Here is a 16,108-nt window from a genome sequence, read left to right on the forward strand (position 1 = left end):
CCGGTCGCCAGCCGGATCAACGGCGCCGCACCACGCTCTGCAACCACCCTGACCCCGAGCGAAGCAGTTCGCGGGCAGGGCGTCGTCGTTCCGATAGGCGTCGGAGCGGACGGCAGGAGCAGCCATCATGGCAAAGAAGATCACGGGCTACGTGAAGCTTCAGGTTCCGGCGGGCGCGGCCAATCCGTCGCCGCCGATCGGTCCGGCGCTGGGTCAGCGCGGCCTCAACATCATGGAATTCTGCAAGGCCTTCAACGCGAAGACCGCGCAGATGGAAAAGGGCATGCCGATCCCGGTGATCATCACCGCGTATCAGGATCGCTCCTTCACCTTCGAGATGAAGCAGCCGCCGGTCTCGTACTGGCTGAAGAAGGCCGCCGGCCTGACTGCCGGTTCGAAGACGCCTGGTCGCGGCGGCAATGTCGGCAAGGTCACCATCGCTCAGATCAATGAGATCGCCGAGAAGAAGATGGCCGATCTCAACTGCGATTCGATCGAATCCGCCTCGTCCATGATCAAGGGCTCCGCCCGGTCCATGGGCCTGGAAGTCGTGGGCTGAGGGGAAACAGACGATGGCACATGTCGCAAAGCGCGTCGTGAAGGCCCGTGAGGGCATCGACCGCACCAAGCTCTACCCGCTCGATCTCGCTGTCGCGATGGTCAAGGAGCGCGCCAACGCCAAGTTCGACGAGACCGTTGAGGTCGCGATGAACCTGGGTGTCGATCCGCGTCACGCCGACCAGATGGTTCGTGGCGTCTGCAACCTGCCCAACGGCTCGGGCCGCGTCCTGCGCGTCGCGGTGTTTGCTCGCGGCGCCAAGGCGGAAGAGGCCAAGAAGGCCGGGGCCGACATCGTCGGCGCCGAAGAACTGGTCGATCTCGTCTCCAAGGGCACGATCGAGTTCGATCGCTGCATCGCGACCCCGGACATGATGCCGCTGGTCGGCCGTCTCGGTAAGGTGCTGGGCCCGCGCGGCCTGATGCCGAACCCGAAGGTCGGCACCGTCACCATGGACATCACCACCGCGGTTGCGGCGTCCAAGGGCGGCTCGGTCGAGTTCCGCGTCGAGAAGGCCGGCATCGTGCATGCCGCCGTCGGCAAGGTCTCGTTCACGGCCGACAAGCTCGCCGAGAACATCAAGGCGTTCGCCGATTCCGTCGCCAAGGCCAAGCCTGCCGGCGCCAAGGGCACCTATATCCAGCGCGTCGCGATTTCCTCGACCATGGGTCCGGGCGTCAAGATCGAGCCCAACACGGTGATGGGCGGCTGAGAGGCCTGACGGCCGGCTTCGCGCCGGCCGTTGCCCGGGCTTGATCCGACGGGGTCAAGTCCCCACTTGGCAGAAGCAGGCGAAAGCGTTAAGACGCGAGCCTGTTTCCATAAGTGATGTGGGCTCCAGCGTGCTTCGCACGAGGGGGTCCGTTTCGCGTTTTTCGGCGGTTTGCCGCCGAAGAATGGATGCTTGGGGCGCGGAGAGCGATCTTTGGGCCCGAATCATCCAGTCCTGTCTGAGACTGCAGGTGCTCCTCGGCTTCGGCTGGGGGCATAATTTCGCCAAGAGGCCTGCATAGACGGTGCAAGAGCTCAAGCGGGATCGCAAGGTCCCGAAGACGGTTCGAACCATCTCGCCCGATCGCGACCGGCAACGGTCAAGAGCGGGGACAGGGCACTGAGCGTCGCTCTTATCCAGCGCCGGTGTCAACCGGGGTTTCTTGAGAGCGACACGTGCAACCGGCGGCAAGCCCCCAAGCCTGCCGCCTACCGGAGAGAGCCCAGTGGATAGAACGGCAAAGAATGATGCCGTCGCGACGCTGAACGGTGTGTTTGCGAACACGTCGGTCGTCGTCGTGGCCCACTATGCGGGTTTGACGGTGGCCCAGTTCCAGAAGCTTCGTCGCGAGATGAAGGCCAATGGCGCCACCGTGAAGGTCGCAAAGAACCGGCTGGCCAAGATCGCTCTTGAAGGCACCGACGTCGCGTCCATCAGCAATCTGCTGACGGGTCCCACCCTGATCGCTTATTCCAACGATCCGGTCGCGGCGCCGAAGGTCGCCACCGCTTTCGCCAAGGAGAACGACAAGCTCGTCATCCTCGGCGGCGCGATGGGCAAGACCGCCCTGAACCCCGACGGCGTCAAGGCCCTGGCCACGATGCCCTCGCTCGACGAACTGCGCGCCAAGTTGCTCGGCCTGCTTCAGGCTCCTGCAACCAAGATTGCCCAGCTCTCGACCGCGCCTGCTGCGAAGCTCGCGCGCGTGTTCCAGGCATATGCCGACAAGGATGCGGCCTGAACGGCCAGTTACCCCTGATCAACGTTCGAACCTCTTTTACGTAGGAACTTAACCATGGCTGATCTTGCTAAGCTCGTTGACGAGCTGTCGTCCCTCACGGTCCTCGAGGCCGCCGACCTCGCCAAGCTTCTCGAAGAGAAGTGGGGCGTTTCCGCCGCTGCCGCCGTTGCGGTTGCCGGCCCCGCCGCTGGCCCCGCTGCTGCGGCTGTCGAAGAGCAGACCGAGTTCAACGTCATTCTTGCCGCCGCCGGCGACAAGAAGATTGAAGTCATCAAGGAAGTCCGCGCCATCACCGGCCTGGGCCTCAAGGAAGCCAAGGACCTGGTCGAGGCCGCTCCGAAGGCTGTCAAGGAGTCGGTGACCAAGGACGAGGCCGAGAAGCTCAAGAAGCAGCTCGAGGCCGTCGGCGCCAAGGTCGAGCTCAAGTGAGCTGGGCCGGCGTAATGCCGGTCCGACCCTAGTCAACACAGACAGTCCCGGGGCGGTTTTCCGCCTCCGGGGCTGTTGCGTCGTTTCCGTACTTGCGTGCGGACAGGTTGAGAAAGCTCCCCGCGCAACCTTGCGTTGTGGCGCTCCAGTTCAGATGATGTCGGCGCGATGATGCGCCGAACGGCTCACCCGGCGGCCAAGCCGCCTCTCCTGCGGCAGACTGCCGGGTGAGCCGTCCGAGAGATTGCGAGGAACAAAATGGTCAATTCGCTCCAGGGCCGCAGGCGCGTCCGCAAGTTCTTCGGAAAACTCAAGGAAGTGGCGCAGATGCCGAACCTCATCGAGGTTCAGAAGGCGTCCTACGACCAGTTCCTGATGGTCGACGAGCCCAAGGGTGGCCGCGGCGACGAAGGCCTGCAGTCCGTCTTCAAGTCGGTCTTCCCGATCGGCGACTTCTCGGGCGCTTCGCTGCTCGAATTCGTCAAGTACACCTTCGAGCCGCCGAAATACGACGTCGACGAGTGCCGTCAGCGCGGCATGACCTTCTCTGCGCCGCTCAAGGTGACGCTGCGCCTGATCGTGTTCGATATCGATCCCGACACCCAGGCTAAGTCGGTCAAGGACATCAAGGAGCAGGATGTCTACATGGGCGACATGCCGCTCATGACCGATAACGGCACCTTCATCGTCAACGGCACCGAGCGCGTCATCGTCTCGCAGATGCACCGTTCGCCGGGCGTGTTCTTCGACCACGACAAGGGCAAGACCCATTCCTCGGGCAAGCTGCTCTTCGCCGCGCGCATCATTCCCTATCGCGGATCCTGGCTCGATATCGAATTCGACGCCAAGGACATCGTCTACGCCCGTATCGACCGGAAGCGTAAGATCCCGGTCACGTCGCTGCTGTTCGCGCTCGGCATGGACGGCGAGGAGATCCTCAGCCGCTTCTACGCCCACATCAACTATGTCCGCGATGCCAAGGGCTGGCGCGTTCCCTATGACGCGGAGCGCATGAAGGGCTTCAAGGCCACCGCCGACATGATCGACGCCGACACCGGCGAGGTCGTGGTCGAGGCCGGCAAGAAGCTCGTCGCGCGCACCGCCCGGCAGCTCGCCGAGAAGGGCCTCAAGTTCCTGCGCGCCACGGACGAGGACCTCTACACCCAGTACATCGCCGAGGACCTGGTCAACCCCGCGACCGGCGAAGTCTTCGCCGAGGCCGGCGAGGAGATCACCGAGAAGTCGCTGAAGCTGCTCACCGATGCGGGCTTCGACGAGATCCCGGTGCTCGACATCGACCACATCACCGTCGGTCCCTATATCCGCAACACGCTCAACGTGGACAAGAACTCGCGCCGCGAAGAGGCGCTGTTCGACATCTACCGCGTGATGCGTCCCGGCGAGCCGCCGACGCTCGAGACCGCCGAGAACATGTTCCAGTCGCTGTTCTTCGACGCGGAGCGCTATGACCTCTCGGCCGTCGGCCGCGTCAAGATGAACATGCGCCTCGACCTCGACGCCGAGGACACCGTGCGCATCCTGCGCAAGGAGGACATCTTCGCGGTCGTCAAGGCGCTGGTCGACCTGCGCGACGGCAAGGGCGAGATCGACGACATCGACCATCTCGGCAACCGCCGCGTCCGCTCGGTCGGCGAGCTGATGGAGAACCAGTACCGCCTGGGTCTGCTGCGCATGGAGCGCGCCATCAAGGAGCGCATGTCCTCGGTCGACATCGACACGGTGATGCCGCAGGACCTGATCAACGCCAAGCCGGCGGCTGCCGCCGTGCGCGAGTTCTTCGGCTCGTCGCAGCTCTCGCAGTTCATGGACCAGACCAACCCGCTCTCGGAAGTCACGCATAAGCGTCGTCTTTCGGCGCTTGGACCGGGCGGTCTGACCCGTGAGCGCGCCGGCTTCGAGGTGCGCGACGTGCACCCGACCCATTACGGCCGCATCTGCCCGATCGAGACGCCGGAAGGCCCGAATATCGGTCTGATCAACTCGCTCGCCACCTTCGCGCGGGTGAACAAGTACGGCTTCATCGAAAGCCCCTATCGCCGCATCCGCGACGGCCGCCAGACCGACGAGATCATCTATCTCTCGGCGATGGAGGAGGCGAAGTACAACGTCGCCCAGGCCAATGCCGCGACCGACAAGGAAGGCCGTCTCACCGACGACCTGATCGTCTGCCGCCGCGCCGGTGAAGTCATCGTGACGCCGGTCGACAAGGTCGACTTCATGGACGTGTCGCCCAAGCAGCTCGTCTCGGTCGCTGCGGCGCTGATCCCGTTCCTTGAGAACGACGACGCGAACCGCGCGCTGATGGGCTCGAACATGCAGCGCCAGGCGGTGCCGCTGGTTCGCGCCGACGCGCCTTTCGTCGGCACCGGCATGGAAGCCGTCGTGGCCCGCGACTCGGGCGCCGCGATCGCTGCCCGCCGTGGCGGCATCGTCGACCAGGTCGACGCGACGCGTATCGTTATCCGCGCCTCCGACGAGATGGACCCGACCAAGCCCGGCGTCGACATCTATCGCCTGCAGAAGTTCCAGCGCTCCAACCAGTCGACCTGCATCACGCAGCGTCCGCTGGTGCGCGTCGGCGACATCATCAAGAAGGGTGACATCGTCGCCGACGGCCCGTCGACCGAGTTCGGCGAGCTCGCGCTCGGCCGCAACGTGCTCGTCGCGTTCATGCCGTGGAACGGCTACAACTTCGAGGACTCGATCCTGCTCTCGGAGAAGATCGTCTCGGAAGACATCTTCACCTCGATCCATATCGAGGAATTCGAGGTCATGGCCCGCGACACCAAGCTGGGTCCGGAGGAAATCACGCGCGACATCCCGAACGTCTCGGAAGAAGCGCTGAAGAACCTCGACGAAGCCGGCATCGTCTATATCGGCGCCGAAGTGGCTGCTGGCGACATCCTCGTCGGCAAGATCACGCCCAAGGGCGAAAGCCCGATGACGCCGGAAGAGAAGCTGCTGCGCGCCATCTTCGGCGAGAAGGCCTCGGACGTGCGCGACACCTCGCTGCGTGTGCCGCCGGGCGTGCAGGGCACGATCGTCGAAGTGCGCGTGTTCAACCGCCATGGCGTCGACAAGGATGAGCGCGCCCAGGCGATCGAGCGCGAGGAGATCGAGCGTCTCGCCAAGGACCGCGACGACGAGCAGGCGATCCTCGACCGCAACACCTTCGCCCGTCTCGCCGACATCCTGAACGGCAAGACCGGTCTTGCCGGCCCTAAGGGCTTCAAGAAGGACACGGTCATCACCCGCGAGGGCATGAGCGAGTTCCCGCGTTCGCAGTGGTGGCTGTTTGCGGTCGGCGACGATCCGCTGATGACCGAGATCGAAGCGATGCGGAAGCAGTACGACGAGTCGAAGAAGCGCCTCGAGCAGCGCTTCCTCGACAAGGTCGAGAAGCTGCAGCGCGGCGACGAACTGCCTCCGGGCGTGATGAAGATGGTCAAGGTCTTCGTCGCGGTGAAGCGCAAGATCCAGCCGGGCGACAAGATGGCCGGCCGTCACGGCAACAAGGGCGTGGTCTCGCGCATCGTTGCGGCCGAGGACATGCCGTTCCTCGAGGACGGCACCCATGCCGACATCGTGCTGAACCCGCTGGGCGTGCCTTCGCGCATGAACGTCGGCCAGATCCTGGAGACCCATCTCGGATGGGCGGCTGCGGGGCTGGGCAAGCAGATCGGTGCCGCGCTCGACGCCTATAAGAAGGGCCATGACGTCAAGGCGCTGCGGGCTTCGTTCGACGCTGTCTACGACGACAACGAGATCATCGCGTCGATGGACGAGAACGAGCTCGTCGAGATGGGCCAGAACCTGCGTCGCGGCGTGCCGATGGCTACGCCGGTGTTCAACGGCGCCAAGGAGGCCGATATCGAGCGGCTGCTGGAGCAGGCGGGGCTTCACTCGTCCGGCCAGTCGACGCTCTATGACGGCCGTACCGGCGAGCCTTTCGATCGCAAGGTCACGGTCGGCTACATCTACATGCTGAAGCTGCACCATCTGGTCGACGACAAGATCCATGCCCGTTCGATCGGCCCGTACTCGCTCGTCACCCAGCAGCCGCTGGGCGGCAAGGCGCAGTTCGGCGGTCAGCGCTTCGGCGAGATGGAGGTCTGGGCGCTCGAGGCTTACGGCGCCGCCTACACGCTGCAGGAAATGCTGACGGTGAAGTCGGACGACGTCGCGGGCCGCACCAAGGTCTACGAGTCGATCGTGCGCGGCGAGGACAACTTCGAGGCGGGCATCCCCGAGAGCTTCAACGTGCTCGTCAAGGAAATGCGCTCGCTCGGCCTCAACGTCGAGTTGATCAGCAACAAGGTGAAGCCGGGCGAGTTGCCGCCGGCTGAAGCGGCCGAGTAAGCCGCGCGGCGCGTCGCTTAGGACGCGCCTGGAACGAGACAATGCCTGCGGCACTCACGCCGCAGGCCGATGGTTATGATAGCCGGGCAGGGCGGTCTTATCCCCCGCCGGCGGTAGGAGACAGGCGATGAAGCAAGAGGTCATGAACCTTTTCGGCCAGCAGCCGGTGCAGCAGGCCTTCGACGCGATCAAGATCTCGATCGCGAGCCCGGAGAAGATCCTGTCCTGGTCCTATGGCGAGATCAAGAAGCCGGAGACCATCAACTACCGGACCTTCAAGCCCGAGCGAGACGGCCTGTTCTGCGCCCGCATCTTCGGGCCGATCAAGGACTACGAGTGCCTGTGCGGCAAGTACAAGCGCATGAAGTTCAAGGGCGTCATCTGCGAGAAGTGCGGCGTCGAAGTCACGCTTGCGCGCGTCCGGCGCGAGCGCATGGGCCATATCGAGCTCGCCGCTCCCGTTGCGCATATCTGGTTCCTGAAGTCGCTGCCCTCGCGCATCGGCCTGCTGATGGACATGCCGCTCAAGGATCTCGAGCGCATTCTCTATTTCGAGTCCTATGTCGTCATCGAACCGGGCCTGACGCCTCTCAAGGACCGTCAGATCCTGTCCGAGGAAGAGTATGTCCGCTGCCAGGAAGAGTATGGCGCCGACACCTTCACGGCGATGATCGGCGCGGAAGCCATCCGCGAGATGCTGCGCGCGCTCGATCTCGACCAGATCAACGCCGATCTCAAACATGAGATCGCGACGACGACGTCGGAGCTGAAGCCCAAGAAGCTGATGAAGCGCCTCAAGATCATCGAGGCGTTCCAGCAGTCCGGCAACAAGCCGGAATGGATGGTCATGACCATCATTCCGGTGATCCCGCCCGATCTGCGCCCGCTGGTGCCGCTCGATGGCGGCCGCTTCGCGACCTCCGACCTGAACGACCTCTATCGCCGGGTGATCAACCGCAACAACCGCCTGAAGCGTCTGATCGAATTGCGCGCGCCCGACATCATCATCCGCAACGAGAAGCGGATGCTGCAGGAATCGGTCGATGCGCTGTTCGACAACGGCCGCCGCGGCCGCGTCATCACGGGCGCCAACAAGCGCCCGCTGAAGTCGCTCGCCGACATGCTGAAGGGCAAGCAGGGCCGCTTCCGCCAGAACCTGCTCGGCAAGCGCGTCGACTATTCCGGCCGTTCGGTCATCGTGGTCGGCCCGGAGATGAAGCTGCATCAGTGCGGGCTGCCCAAGAAGATGGCGCTCGAGCTGTTCAAGCCGTTCATCTATGCGCGCCTCGACGCCAAGGGCTACTCGACCACGGTCAAGCAGGCCAAGAAGCTGGTCGAGAAGGAGAAGCCCGAGGTCTGGGACATCCTGGACGAGGTCATCCGCGAGCATCCGGTGCTGCTGAACCGCGCCCCGACGCTGCACAGGCTGGGCATCCAGGCCTTCGAGCCGGTGCTGATCGAAGGCAAGGCGATCCAGCTTCACCCGCTGGTCTGCGCCGCCTTCAACGCCGACTTCGACGGTGACCAGATGGCCGTGCACGTTCCGCTGTCGCTGGAAGCGCAGCTGGAAGCGCGCGTCCTGATGATGTCGACCAACAACATCCTGCACCCGGCCAACGGTCTTCCGATCATCGTGCCGTCGCAGGACATCGTGCTCGGCCTCTACTATCTCTCGATCGTCTCTGACGGCGAGCCGGGCCAGGGCAAGATCTTCGGCGACTTCGGTGAGCTCGAATACGCGCTGCACGAGAAGGTCGTGACGCTGCATTCGAAGATCAAATACCGCTGGACCGGCGTCGATCAGGACGGCAAGTCCTACACCAAGATCTACGACACCACGCCTGGCCGCGTCATTCTCTCGACCGCGCTGCCCAAGCACCCGAACATGACCTTCGACGTCAGCAACCGCCTGATGACGAAGAAGGAAATCTCGGGAATGATCGACGCCGTCTATCGCGGCTGCGGTCAGAAGGAATCGGTGATCTTCTGCGACCGCATCATGTCGCTGGGCTTCACCCACGCCTTCAAGGCCGGCATCTCCTTCGGCAAGGACGACATGGTCGTGCCGGAGAACAAGTGGGAGATCGTCGACACCACCCGCGCGCTCGCCAAGGATTACGAGCAGCAGTACCAGGACGGCCTGATCACTCAGGGCGAGAAGTACAACAAGGTCGTCGACGCCTGGGCGAAGTGCTCCGACAAGCTCGCCCAGGAGATGATGGCCCGCATCTCGACCGTGAAGAAGGACGAGCATGGTCGCGATAAGCCGATCAACTCGATCTACATGATGAGCCACTCCGGAGCGCGTGGTTCGCCGGCCCAGATGAAGCAGCTCGCGGCGATGCGCGGCCTGATGGCCAAGCCTTCGGGCGAGATCATCGAGTCGCCGATCATCTCGAACTTCAAGGAAGGCCTCGACGTTCTCGAGTACTTCAACTCGACCCACGGCGCCCGCAAGGGCCTCGCCGATACCGCGCTCAAGACGGCCAACTCCGGCTATCTCACGCGCCGTCTCGTCGACGTGGCGCAGGATGCCATCATCTCCGAAGTCGATTGCGGCTCGGATAGCGGCATCAAGATGCGCGCCATCATCGACGCGGGTCAGGTCGTCGCTTCGCTCGGCATCCGCATCCTCGGCCGCTCGGCGGCGGAAGATGTCACCGACATCGACGGCAAGGTCCTGGTGCCGAAGGGCACGATGATCGACGAGCACCACATCGAGGCGATCAACGCCGCCGGTGTGCAGGAGGTGAAGATCCGTTCGGTGCTGACCTGCGCCACCAAGAACGGCGTCTGCGCCACCTGCTACGGACGCGATCTTGCTCGCGGCACGCCCGTCAACATGGGCGAGGCCGTCGGCGTCATCGCGGCGCAGTCGATCGGCGAGCCGGGTACGCAGCTCACCATGCGCACCTTCCACATCGGTGGCGCGGCGACGATCGCCGACCAGTCCTTCGTCGAGTCGAACTTCGAAGGCGTGGTCAAGATCCGCAACCGCAACCTCGCCCGGAATTCGGACGGCGACCTGATCGCAATGGCGCGCAACATCGCCGTCGTGATCGTGGGGCCGGACGGCGCCGAGCGCGCGGTTCACCGCGTCCAGTTCGGTTCGAAGCTGCGCATCGACGAGGGCGACAAGGTCAAGCGCGGCCAGCGCCTGATCGAGTGGGATCCCTATTCCCGCCCGATCCTGGCCGAGGTCGACGGCTCCGTCGGCTTCGAGGATCTGGTCGACGGCATGTCGATCACCGAGACGACCGACGAGGCGACGGGCATCAACAAGCGCGTCGTCATCGACTGGCGCGGCTCGGCCCGTACGTCCGATCTGCGCCCGGCTCTGACGGTGCATGGCCCGGACGGCAAGATCGCCAAGCTCGCGCGTGGCGGCGAAGCCCGCTACATCCTGCCTGTCGACGGCATCATCTCGGTCGAGCCCGGTGCCCATATCAAGGCAGGCGACGTGCTGGCCCGTGTCTCGACGGACTCCGCCAAGACCCGCGACATCACCGGCGGTCTGCCGCGGGTGGCGGAGCTGTTCGAGGCGCGTCGTCCCAAGGATGCGGCGATCATCGCCGAGAAGGCCGGCGTCATCGGCTTCGGCAAGGACTACAAGAACAAGCGCCGGGTCACGCTGACCCCGCATGACGGTTCCGAGGGGCTCGAGTACCTGATCCCCAAGGGCAAGCACATCCATCTCCAGGACGGCGACGTCGTGGAGACGGGCGACTACATCCTCGACGGCAACCCGGCCCCGCACGACATCCTGGCGATCAAGGGCGTCGAGGAGCTGGCGGCTTATCTGGTGAACGAGATCCAGGAGGTCTATCGCCTCCAGGGCGTGGGCATCAACGACAAGCACATCGAGGTCATCGTCCGGCAGATGCTGCAGAAGATCGAGATCACCGAGTCGGGCGACACCGACATCCTGACCGGTGACCAGGTCGACCGCATCGAGCTGCAGGAGATCAATGCGAAGATGAAGGAGGAGGGCAAGAAGCCCGCTTCCGGCGTCCCCGTGCTGCTCGGCATCACCAAGGCGAGCTTGCAGACGCGGTCCTTCATCTCGGCGGCGTCGTTCCAGGAGACCACCCGCGTCCTCACCGAGGCGGCGGTCAACGGCAAGTACGACACGCTGGAAGGCCTCAAGGAGAACGTCATCGTCGGCTCGCTGATCCCGGCCGGCACCGGCGCGCAGGTTGCCCGCATCAAGCAGGTGGCGACGCGTCGTGACGATCTCATCGTCGGCCAGAAGGCCGATGCGGCGGCCAAGGCTGCCGCGTCCGCGGCCAAGGCAGCTGCGGCTGCCGTTGCGGCGGCGCTGCCCGCGGCCGAATGACCGCGCACTGACGCTTGACGCTACGAAATGGCCGCCTCCGGGCGGCCATTTTGCTTTGTGGGGGAGGGCGCTTGACCCGTTGTCGCGGCTGAATATGCTGTTTGAGCCGCGCGCAGGGCGAAGCCGCCAGAATTGGGGTTGACGCGACTCGGGTTGCGAGTCATAAGCGCGCCACTGTCGATGGTTGTCGGACACGTATGTCGCTTTGCCTTGGTTGCAAGCGAATTTCGCGGCCGAAACTCCATCGGAATTCCAGCGTCGATTGACGACATGGTGAGATGCATGAATGCGGAGCGATCCGTGTTCCTCTGCTGGCGAATGCGCCTGAGGTTTCCCTGCCGGGAGCCGATGGCGCAGTTTCGTTTGTGCCATGGCTTCGCTTGATCTGGGCCATCGATTTAGAGATTTCCAAACGCTCAGTGGAGCGAGAGGCCAGAATGCCGACAATCAGCCAGCTCATTCGCAAGCCACGTTCGCCCGTCAAGGCGCGCAACACCGCTCCGGCGCTTGAATCCTGCCCGCAGAAGCGCGGCGTCTGCACGCGCGTTTACACGACGACGCCGAAGAAGCCGAACTCCGCGTTGCGTAAGGTCGCCAAGGTGCGCCTGACCAACGGCTTCGAAGTGATCGGCTATATTCCTGGCGAGGGTCACAACCTCCAGGAGCACTCGGTCGTCATGATCCGCGGCGGCCGCGTCAAGGACTTGCCCGGCGTGCGTTATCACATCCTTCGCGGTGTGCTCGACACGCAGGGCGTGAAGAACCGTAAGCAGCGCCGTTCGAAGTACGGCGCCAAGCGTCCGAAGTGAGTTCTGCCAGACTGGCGGGGCGATGAGCCCGAGCCTGTTCGCAGCTTTTGAGATTTGACCGGAGACTAGACGATGTCCCGCCGCCATAGCGCTGAAAAGCGTGAGATCATTCCCGATCCGAAGTTCCACGATATCATCGTGACGAAGTTCATGAATTCGGTGATGTACGAAGGCAAGAAGTCGACCGCCGAGCGGATCGTCTACGGCGCCTTCGATATCATCGAGGGCAAGCTGAAGAGCGACCCGCTCGCCGTCTTCAAGACTGCGCTCGAGAATGTCGCCCCGGCGATCGAAGTCCGGTCGCGTCGCGTCGGCGGCGCCACCTACCAGGTTCCGGTCGAGGTTCGCACCGAGCGCCGTCAGGCGCTGGCGATCCGCTGGCTGATCACGGCTGCTCGCGGCCGCAACGACAAGACGATGGTGGAGCGGCTCTCCTCGGAGCTGATGGATGCCGCCAACAACCGCGGAAATGCCGTGAAGAAGCGTGAGGACACGCACCGGATGGCGGAAGCCAACCGCGCCTTCTCGCATTATCGCTGGTAACCGTTCGTCAGACTGAGAAAGACAGAGCGCTCCTATGGCACGCACTCATCCCATCGACCGATACCGTAACTTCGGCATCATGGCGCATATCGACGCCGGCAAGACGACGACGACCGAGCGCGTGCTGTATTACACCGGCAAGTCGCACAAGATCGGCGAAGTCCATGACGGCGCCGCCACCATGGACTGGATGGAGCAGGAGCAGGAGCGTGGCATCACGATCACCTCGGCTGCGACCACCTGTCTGTGGCGCGAGCATCGCCTGAACATCATCGACACCCCTGGCCACGTCGACTTCACCATCGAAGTCGAGCGTTCGCTGCGCGTGCTCGACGGCGCCGTCTGCGTGCTCGACGGCAACCAGGGCGTCGAGCCCCAGACCGAGACCGTCTGGCGCCAGGCCGACAAATACGACGTGCCGCGCATCGTGTTCGTCAACAAGATGGACAAGACCGGTGCCGATTTCTACCGCTGCGTCCAGGACATCATCGACCGCGTCGCCGGCAAGCCGGTTTGCCTGCAGATCCCGATCGGGTCGGAATCGGATTTCGCCGGCGTCGTCGATCTGATCAAGATGAAGGCGATCGTCTGGAACGGCGAAGCGCTGGGCGCTTCCTTCGAAGAGAAGGAAATCCCCGCCGATCTCGCCGACAAGGCTGCTGAATATCGCAACAAGCTCGTCGAAGCCGCCGTCGACATGGACGACGCGGCCATGGAAGCCTATCTCGAAGGCACCGAGCCCGACGCCGAGACGCTGCGCAAGCTGATCCGCACCGCGGTGCAGCGCCGCGCCTTCCATCCCGTGCTCTGCGGCTCGGCCTTCAAGAACAAGGGCGTCCAGCCGCTGCTCGACGCAGTCGTCGACTTCCTGCCCTCGCCGGTCGATCGTGGCGAGATCAAGGGCATCGACTTCAAGACCGAGGAAGAGACCGTTCGTCACCCGACGGACGAGGATCCCTTCTCCATGCTCGCCTTCAAGATCATGGACGACCCCTTCGTCGGCACCATCACCTTCTGCCGCGTCTATTCGGGCAAGATCGAGACCGGCGCGGGCGTCATCAACTCGACCCGCGACAAGAAAGAGCGTGTCGGCCGCATGCTGCTGATGCACGCGAACAACCGCGAAGACATCAAGGAGGCTTTCGCTGGCGACATCGTCGCCCTGGCCGGCCTCAAGGACGTCCGCACCGGCGACACGCTGTGCGACCCCGTCAAGGCGGTCATCCTGGAGCGCATGGAATTCCCCGAGCCGGTCATCACGATCGCGATTGAGCCGAAGTCCAAGGCCGACCAGGAGAAGCTTGGTCTGGCGCTGGCGAAGCTCGCTAACGAGGATCCCTCGTTCCGCGTTTCGACCGACCAGGAGAGCGGCCAGACCATTCTCAAGGGCATGGGCGAGCTGCATCTCGACATCAAGGTCGACATTCTGCGCCGGACCTACAAGGTGGACGCCAATATCGGCGCTCCCCAGGTGGCCTATCGCGAGACGATCACCAAGAAGGCCGAGATCGACTACACCCACAAGAAGCAGACAGGCGGTACCGGCCAGTTCGCCCGCGTCAAGCTGGTGATCGAGCCGAACGAGACCGGCAAGGGCTTCGAGTTCGAGTCGAAGGTCGTCGGCGGAACGGTTCCGAAGGAATACATTCCCGGCGTCGAAAAGGGCCTGAATTCGGTGATCGGCTCCGGCGTGATCGCCGGCTTCCCGGTCGTCGACGTCAAGGTCACTCTGATCGACGGCGCCTTCCACGAGGTCGACTCCTCGGCGCTCGCCTTCGAAATCGCCTCGCGCGCTGCTTTGCGTGAAGGCCTGCAGAAGGGTGGCTCGGTGCTGCTCGAGCCGATCATGAAGGTCGAAGTGGTAACCCCGGAAGACTATACCGGCTCGGTCATCGGCGATCTGAACTCGCGCCGCGGCCAGATCCAGGGCCAGGACATGCGCGGCAACGCGGTCGTCGTGAATGCGATGGTCCCGCTCGCCAACATGTTCGGCTACGTCAACCAGCTGCGTTCGTTCAGCCAGGGACGCGCCAACTACACGATGCAGTTCGACCACTACGAGCAGGTTCCTTCGGCGGTCGCCGCCGAGGTTCAGGCGAAGTACGCCTGAACCTGCAAGACCATTCGCACGAATATTTGAAATCGATCTGACGGACGGAGGCTACGATGGCCAAAGAGAAATTCGCTCGCAACAAGCCGCATTGCAACATTGGAACGATTGGTCACGTCGACCATGGCAAGACGTCTTTGACGGCAGCGATCACGAAGGTTTTGGCTGAGTCTGGCGGCGCGTCGTTCACGGCGTATGACCAGATCGACAAGGCGCCGGAGGAGAAGGCCCGCGGCATCACGATCTCGACGGCTCACGTCGAGTACGAGACGGCTGCGCGCCACTATGCCCACGTCGACTGCCCCGGCCACGCCGACTATGTGAAGAACATGATCACGGGCGCGGCGCAGATGGACGGCGCGATCCTGGTGGTGTCGGCTGCCGACGGCCCGATGCCGCAGACCCGCGAGCACATCCTGCTGGCGCGCCAGGTCGGCGTTCCCGCGCTTGTGGTGTTCATGAACAAGGTGGATCTGGTCGACGACGCCGAGCTGCTCGAGCTGGTCGAGATGGAGATCCGCGAGCTTCTGTCGAAGTACGACTTCCCGGGCGACGACATCCCGATCACCAAGGGTTCGGCGAAGGTTGCGCTGGACGGCGGCGACAAGGCGATCGGCCATGACGCGGTGATCGCGCTGATGAAGACGGTCGACGAGTACATCCCGCAGCCGGCGCGCCCGCTGGACCTGCCGTTCCTGATGCCGGTCGAGGACGTGTTCTCGATCTCGGGTCGCGGCACGGTGGTGACGGGTCGCGTCGAGCGCGGCATCGTCAAGGTCGGCGAGGAAATCGAGATCGTCGGCCTGAAGGACACGGTCAAGACGACGGTGACGGGCGTCGAGATGTTCCGCAAGCTGCTCGACCAGGGCCAGGCCGGCGACAACATCGGGGCGCTGCTGCGCGGCACGAAGCGCGAGGACGTGGAGCGCGGCCAGGTGCTGTGCAAGCCGGGTTCGGTGAAGCCGCACACCAAGTTCAAGGCCGAGGCCTACATCCTGACGAAGGAGGAGGGCGGTCGTCATACCCCGTTCTTCACCAACTACCGCCCGCAGTTCTACTTCCGCACGACGGACGTGACCGGCGTGGTGCATCTGCCTGAGGGCACCGAGATGGTGATGCCTGGCGACAACATCGCCATGGAAGTGCACCTGATCGTGCCGATCGCGATGGAGGAGAAGCTGCGCTTCGCCATCCGCGAAGGCGGCCGAA

General features: G+C 63.9%; 10 protein-coding genes. All 10 read left to right on the forward strand.

The window, feature by feature from the left end; translation table 11 throughout:
- Nucleotides 1-127 precede the first annotated feature (127 nt).
- A complete protein-coding gene (gene rplK, locus CYD53_RS06915; RefSeq protein ID WP_103717370.1) occupies nt 128-559 on the forward strand; it encodes a 50S ribosomal protein L11 in 432 nt (143 codons plus the stop codon).
- Between the two features lie 13 nt (nt 560-572).
- On the forward strand, nt 573-1,271 hold the full coding sequence (rplA, locus tag CYD53_RS06920; RefSeq protein WP_069692165.1) for a 50S ribosomal protein L1: 699 nt from the start codon (nt 573-575) through the stop codon (nt 1,269-1,271).
- 505 nt (nt 1,272-1,776) lie between these two features.
- Nucleotides 1,777-2,292 carry a 50S ribosomal protein L10 gene (gene rplJ, locus CYD53_RS06925; protein WP_103717371.1) on the forward strand — a complete coding sequence of 172 codons (516 nt, stop codon included), beginning with the start codon at nt 1,777-1,779 and terminating at the stop codon, nt 2,290-2,292.
- A gap of 54 nt (nt 2,293-2,346) precedes the next feature.
- A complete protein-coding gene (gene rplL / locus CYD53_RS06930; protein ID WP_103717372.1) occupies nt 2,347-2,721 on the forward strand; it encodes a 50S ribosomal protein L7/L12 in 375 nt (124 codons plus the stop codon).
- A 258-nt stretch (nt 2,722-2,979) separates the two neighbouring features.
- Nucleotides 2,980-7,101 (forward strand): DNA-directed RNA polymerase subunit beta, encoded by a 4,122-nt coding sequence (gene rpoB, locus CYD53_RS06935; protein ID WP_103717373.1) that lies wholly within the window; start codon nt 2,980-2,982, stop codon nt 7,099-7,101.
- Between the two features lie 127 nt (nt 7,102-7,228).
- Complete coding sequence (gene rpoC / locus CYD53_RS06940) at nt 7,229-11,437, forward strand: DNA-directed RNA polymerase subunit beta' (RefSeq protein ID WP_103717374.1); 4,209 nt, start codon at nt 7,229-7,231, stop codon at nt 11,435-11,437.
- A gap of 437 nt (nt 11,438-11,874) precedes the next feature.
- The gene (gene rpsL / locus CYD53_RS06945) at nt 11,875-12,246 is read left to right on the forward strand and encodes a 30S ribosomal protein S12 (protein WP_038358286.1); all 372 of its coding nucleotides are present in this window, start codon (nt 11,875-11,877) and stop codon (nt 12,244-12,246) included.
- A 72-nt stretch (nt 12,247-12,318) separates the two neighbouring features.
- On the forward strand, nt 12,319-12,789 hold the full coding sequence (gene rpsG / locus CYD53_RS06950) for a 30S ribosomal protein S7 (RefSeq protein ID WP_103717375.1): 471 nt from the start codon (nt 12,319-12,321) through the stop codon (nt 12,787-12,789).
- 34 nt (nt 12,790-12,823) lie between these two features.
- Nucleotides 12,824-14,899 carry an elongation factor G gene (fusA, locus tag CYD53_RS06955; RefSeq protein ID WP_103717376.1) on the forward strand — a complete coding sequence of 692 codons (2,076 nt, stop codon included), beginning with the start codon at nt 12,824-12,826 and terminating at the stop codon, nt 14,897-14,899.
- A gap of 56 nt (nt 14,900-14,955) precedes the next feature.
- Nucleotides 14,956-16,108: elongation factor Tu (tuf, locus tag CYD53_RS06960; protein WP_103717377.1), on the forward strand; the 1,153-nt coding region annotated here is incomplete at its 3' end.

It is taken from the genome of Allobosea psychrotolerans, assembly GCF_002917105.1.
In the GTDB taxonomy this organism is placed as follows: domain Bacteria; phylum Pseudomonadota; class Alphaproteobacteria; order Rhizobiales; family Beijerinckiaceae; genus Allobosea; species Allobosea psychrotolerans.

Bases quoted from the DNA above. Each gene is read 5' to 3' on its own strand.
- rplA (WP_069692165.1), top strand. From the start codon at position 573: ATGGCACATGTCGCAAAGCGCGTCGTGAAGGCCCGTGAGGGCATCGAC.
- fusA (WP_103717376.1), top strand. From the start codon at position 12,824: ATGGCACGCACTCATCCCATCGACCGATACCGTAACTTCGGCATCATG.
- rpoB (WP_103717373.1), top strand. From the start codon at position 2,980: ATGGTCAATTCGCTCCAGGGCCGCAGGCGCGTCCGCAAGTTCTTCGGA.
- rplL (WP_103717372.1), top strand. From the start codon at position 2,347: ATGGCTGATCTTGCTAAGCTCGTTGACGAGCTGTCGTCCCTCACGGTC.
- rpsL (WP_038358286.1), top strand. From the start codon at position 11,875: ATGCCGACAATCAGCCAGCTCATTCGCAAGCCACGTTCGCCCGTCAAG.
- rpoC (WP_103717374.1), top strand. From the start codon at position 7,229: ATGAAGCAAGAGGTCATGAACCTTTTCGGCCAGCAGCCGGTGCAGCAG.
- rplK (WP_103717370.1), top strand. From the start codon at position 128: ATGGCAAAGAAGATCACGGGCTACGTGAAGCTTCAGGTTCCGGCGGGC.
- rpsG (WP_103717375.1), top strand. From the start codon at position 12,319: ATGTCCCGCCGCCATAGCGCTGAAAAGCGTGAGATCATTCCCGATCCG.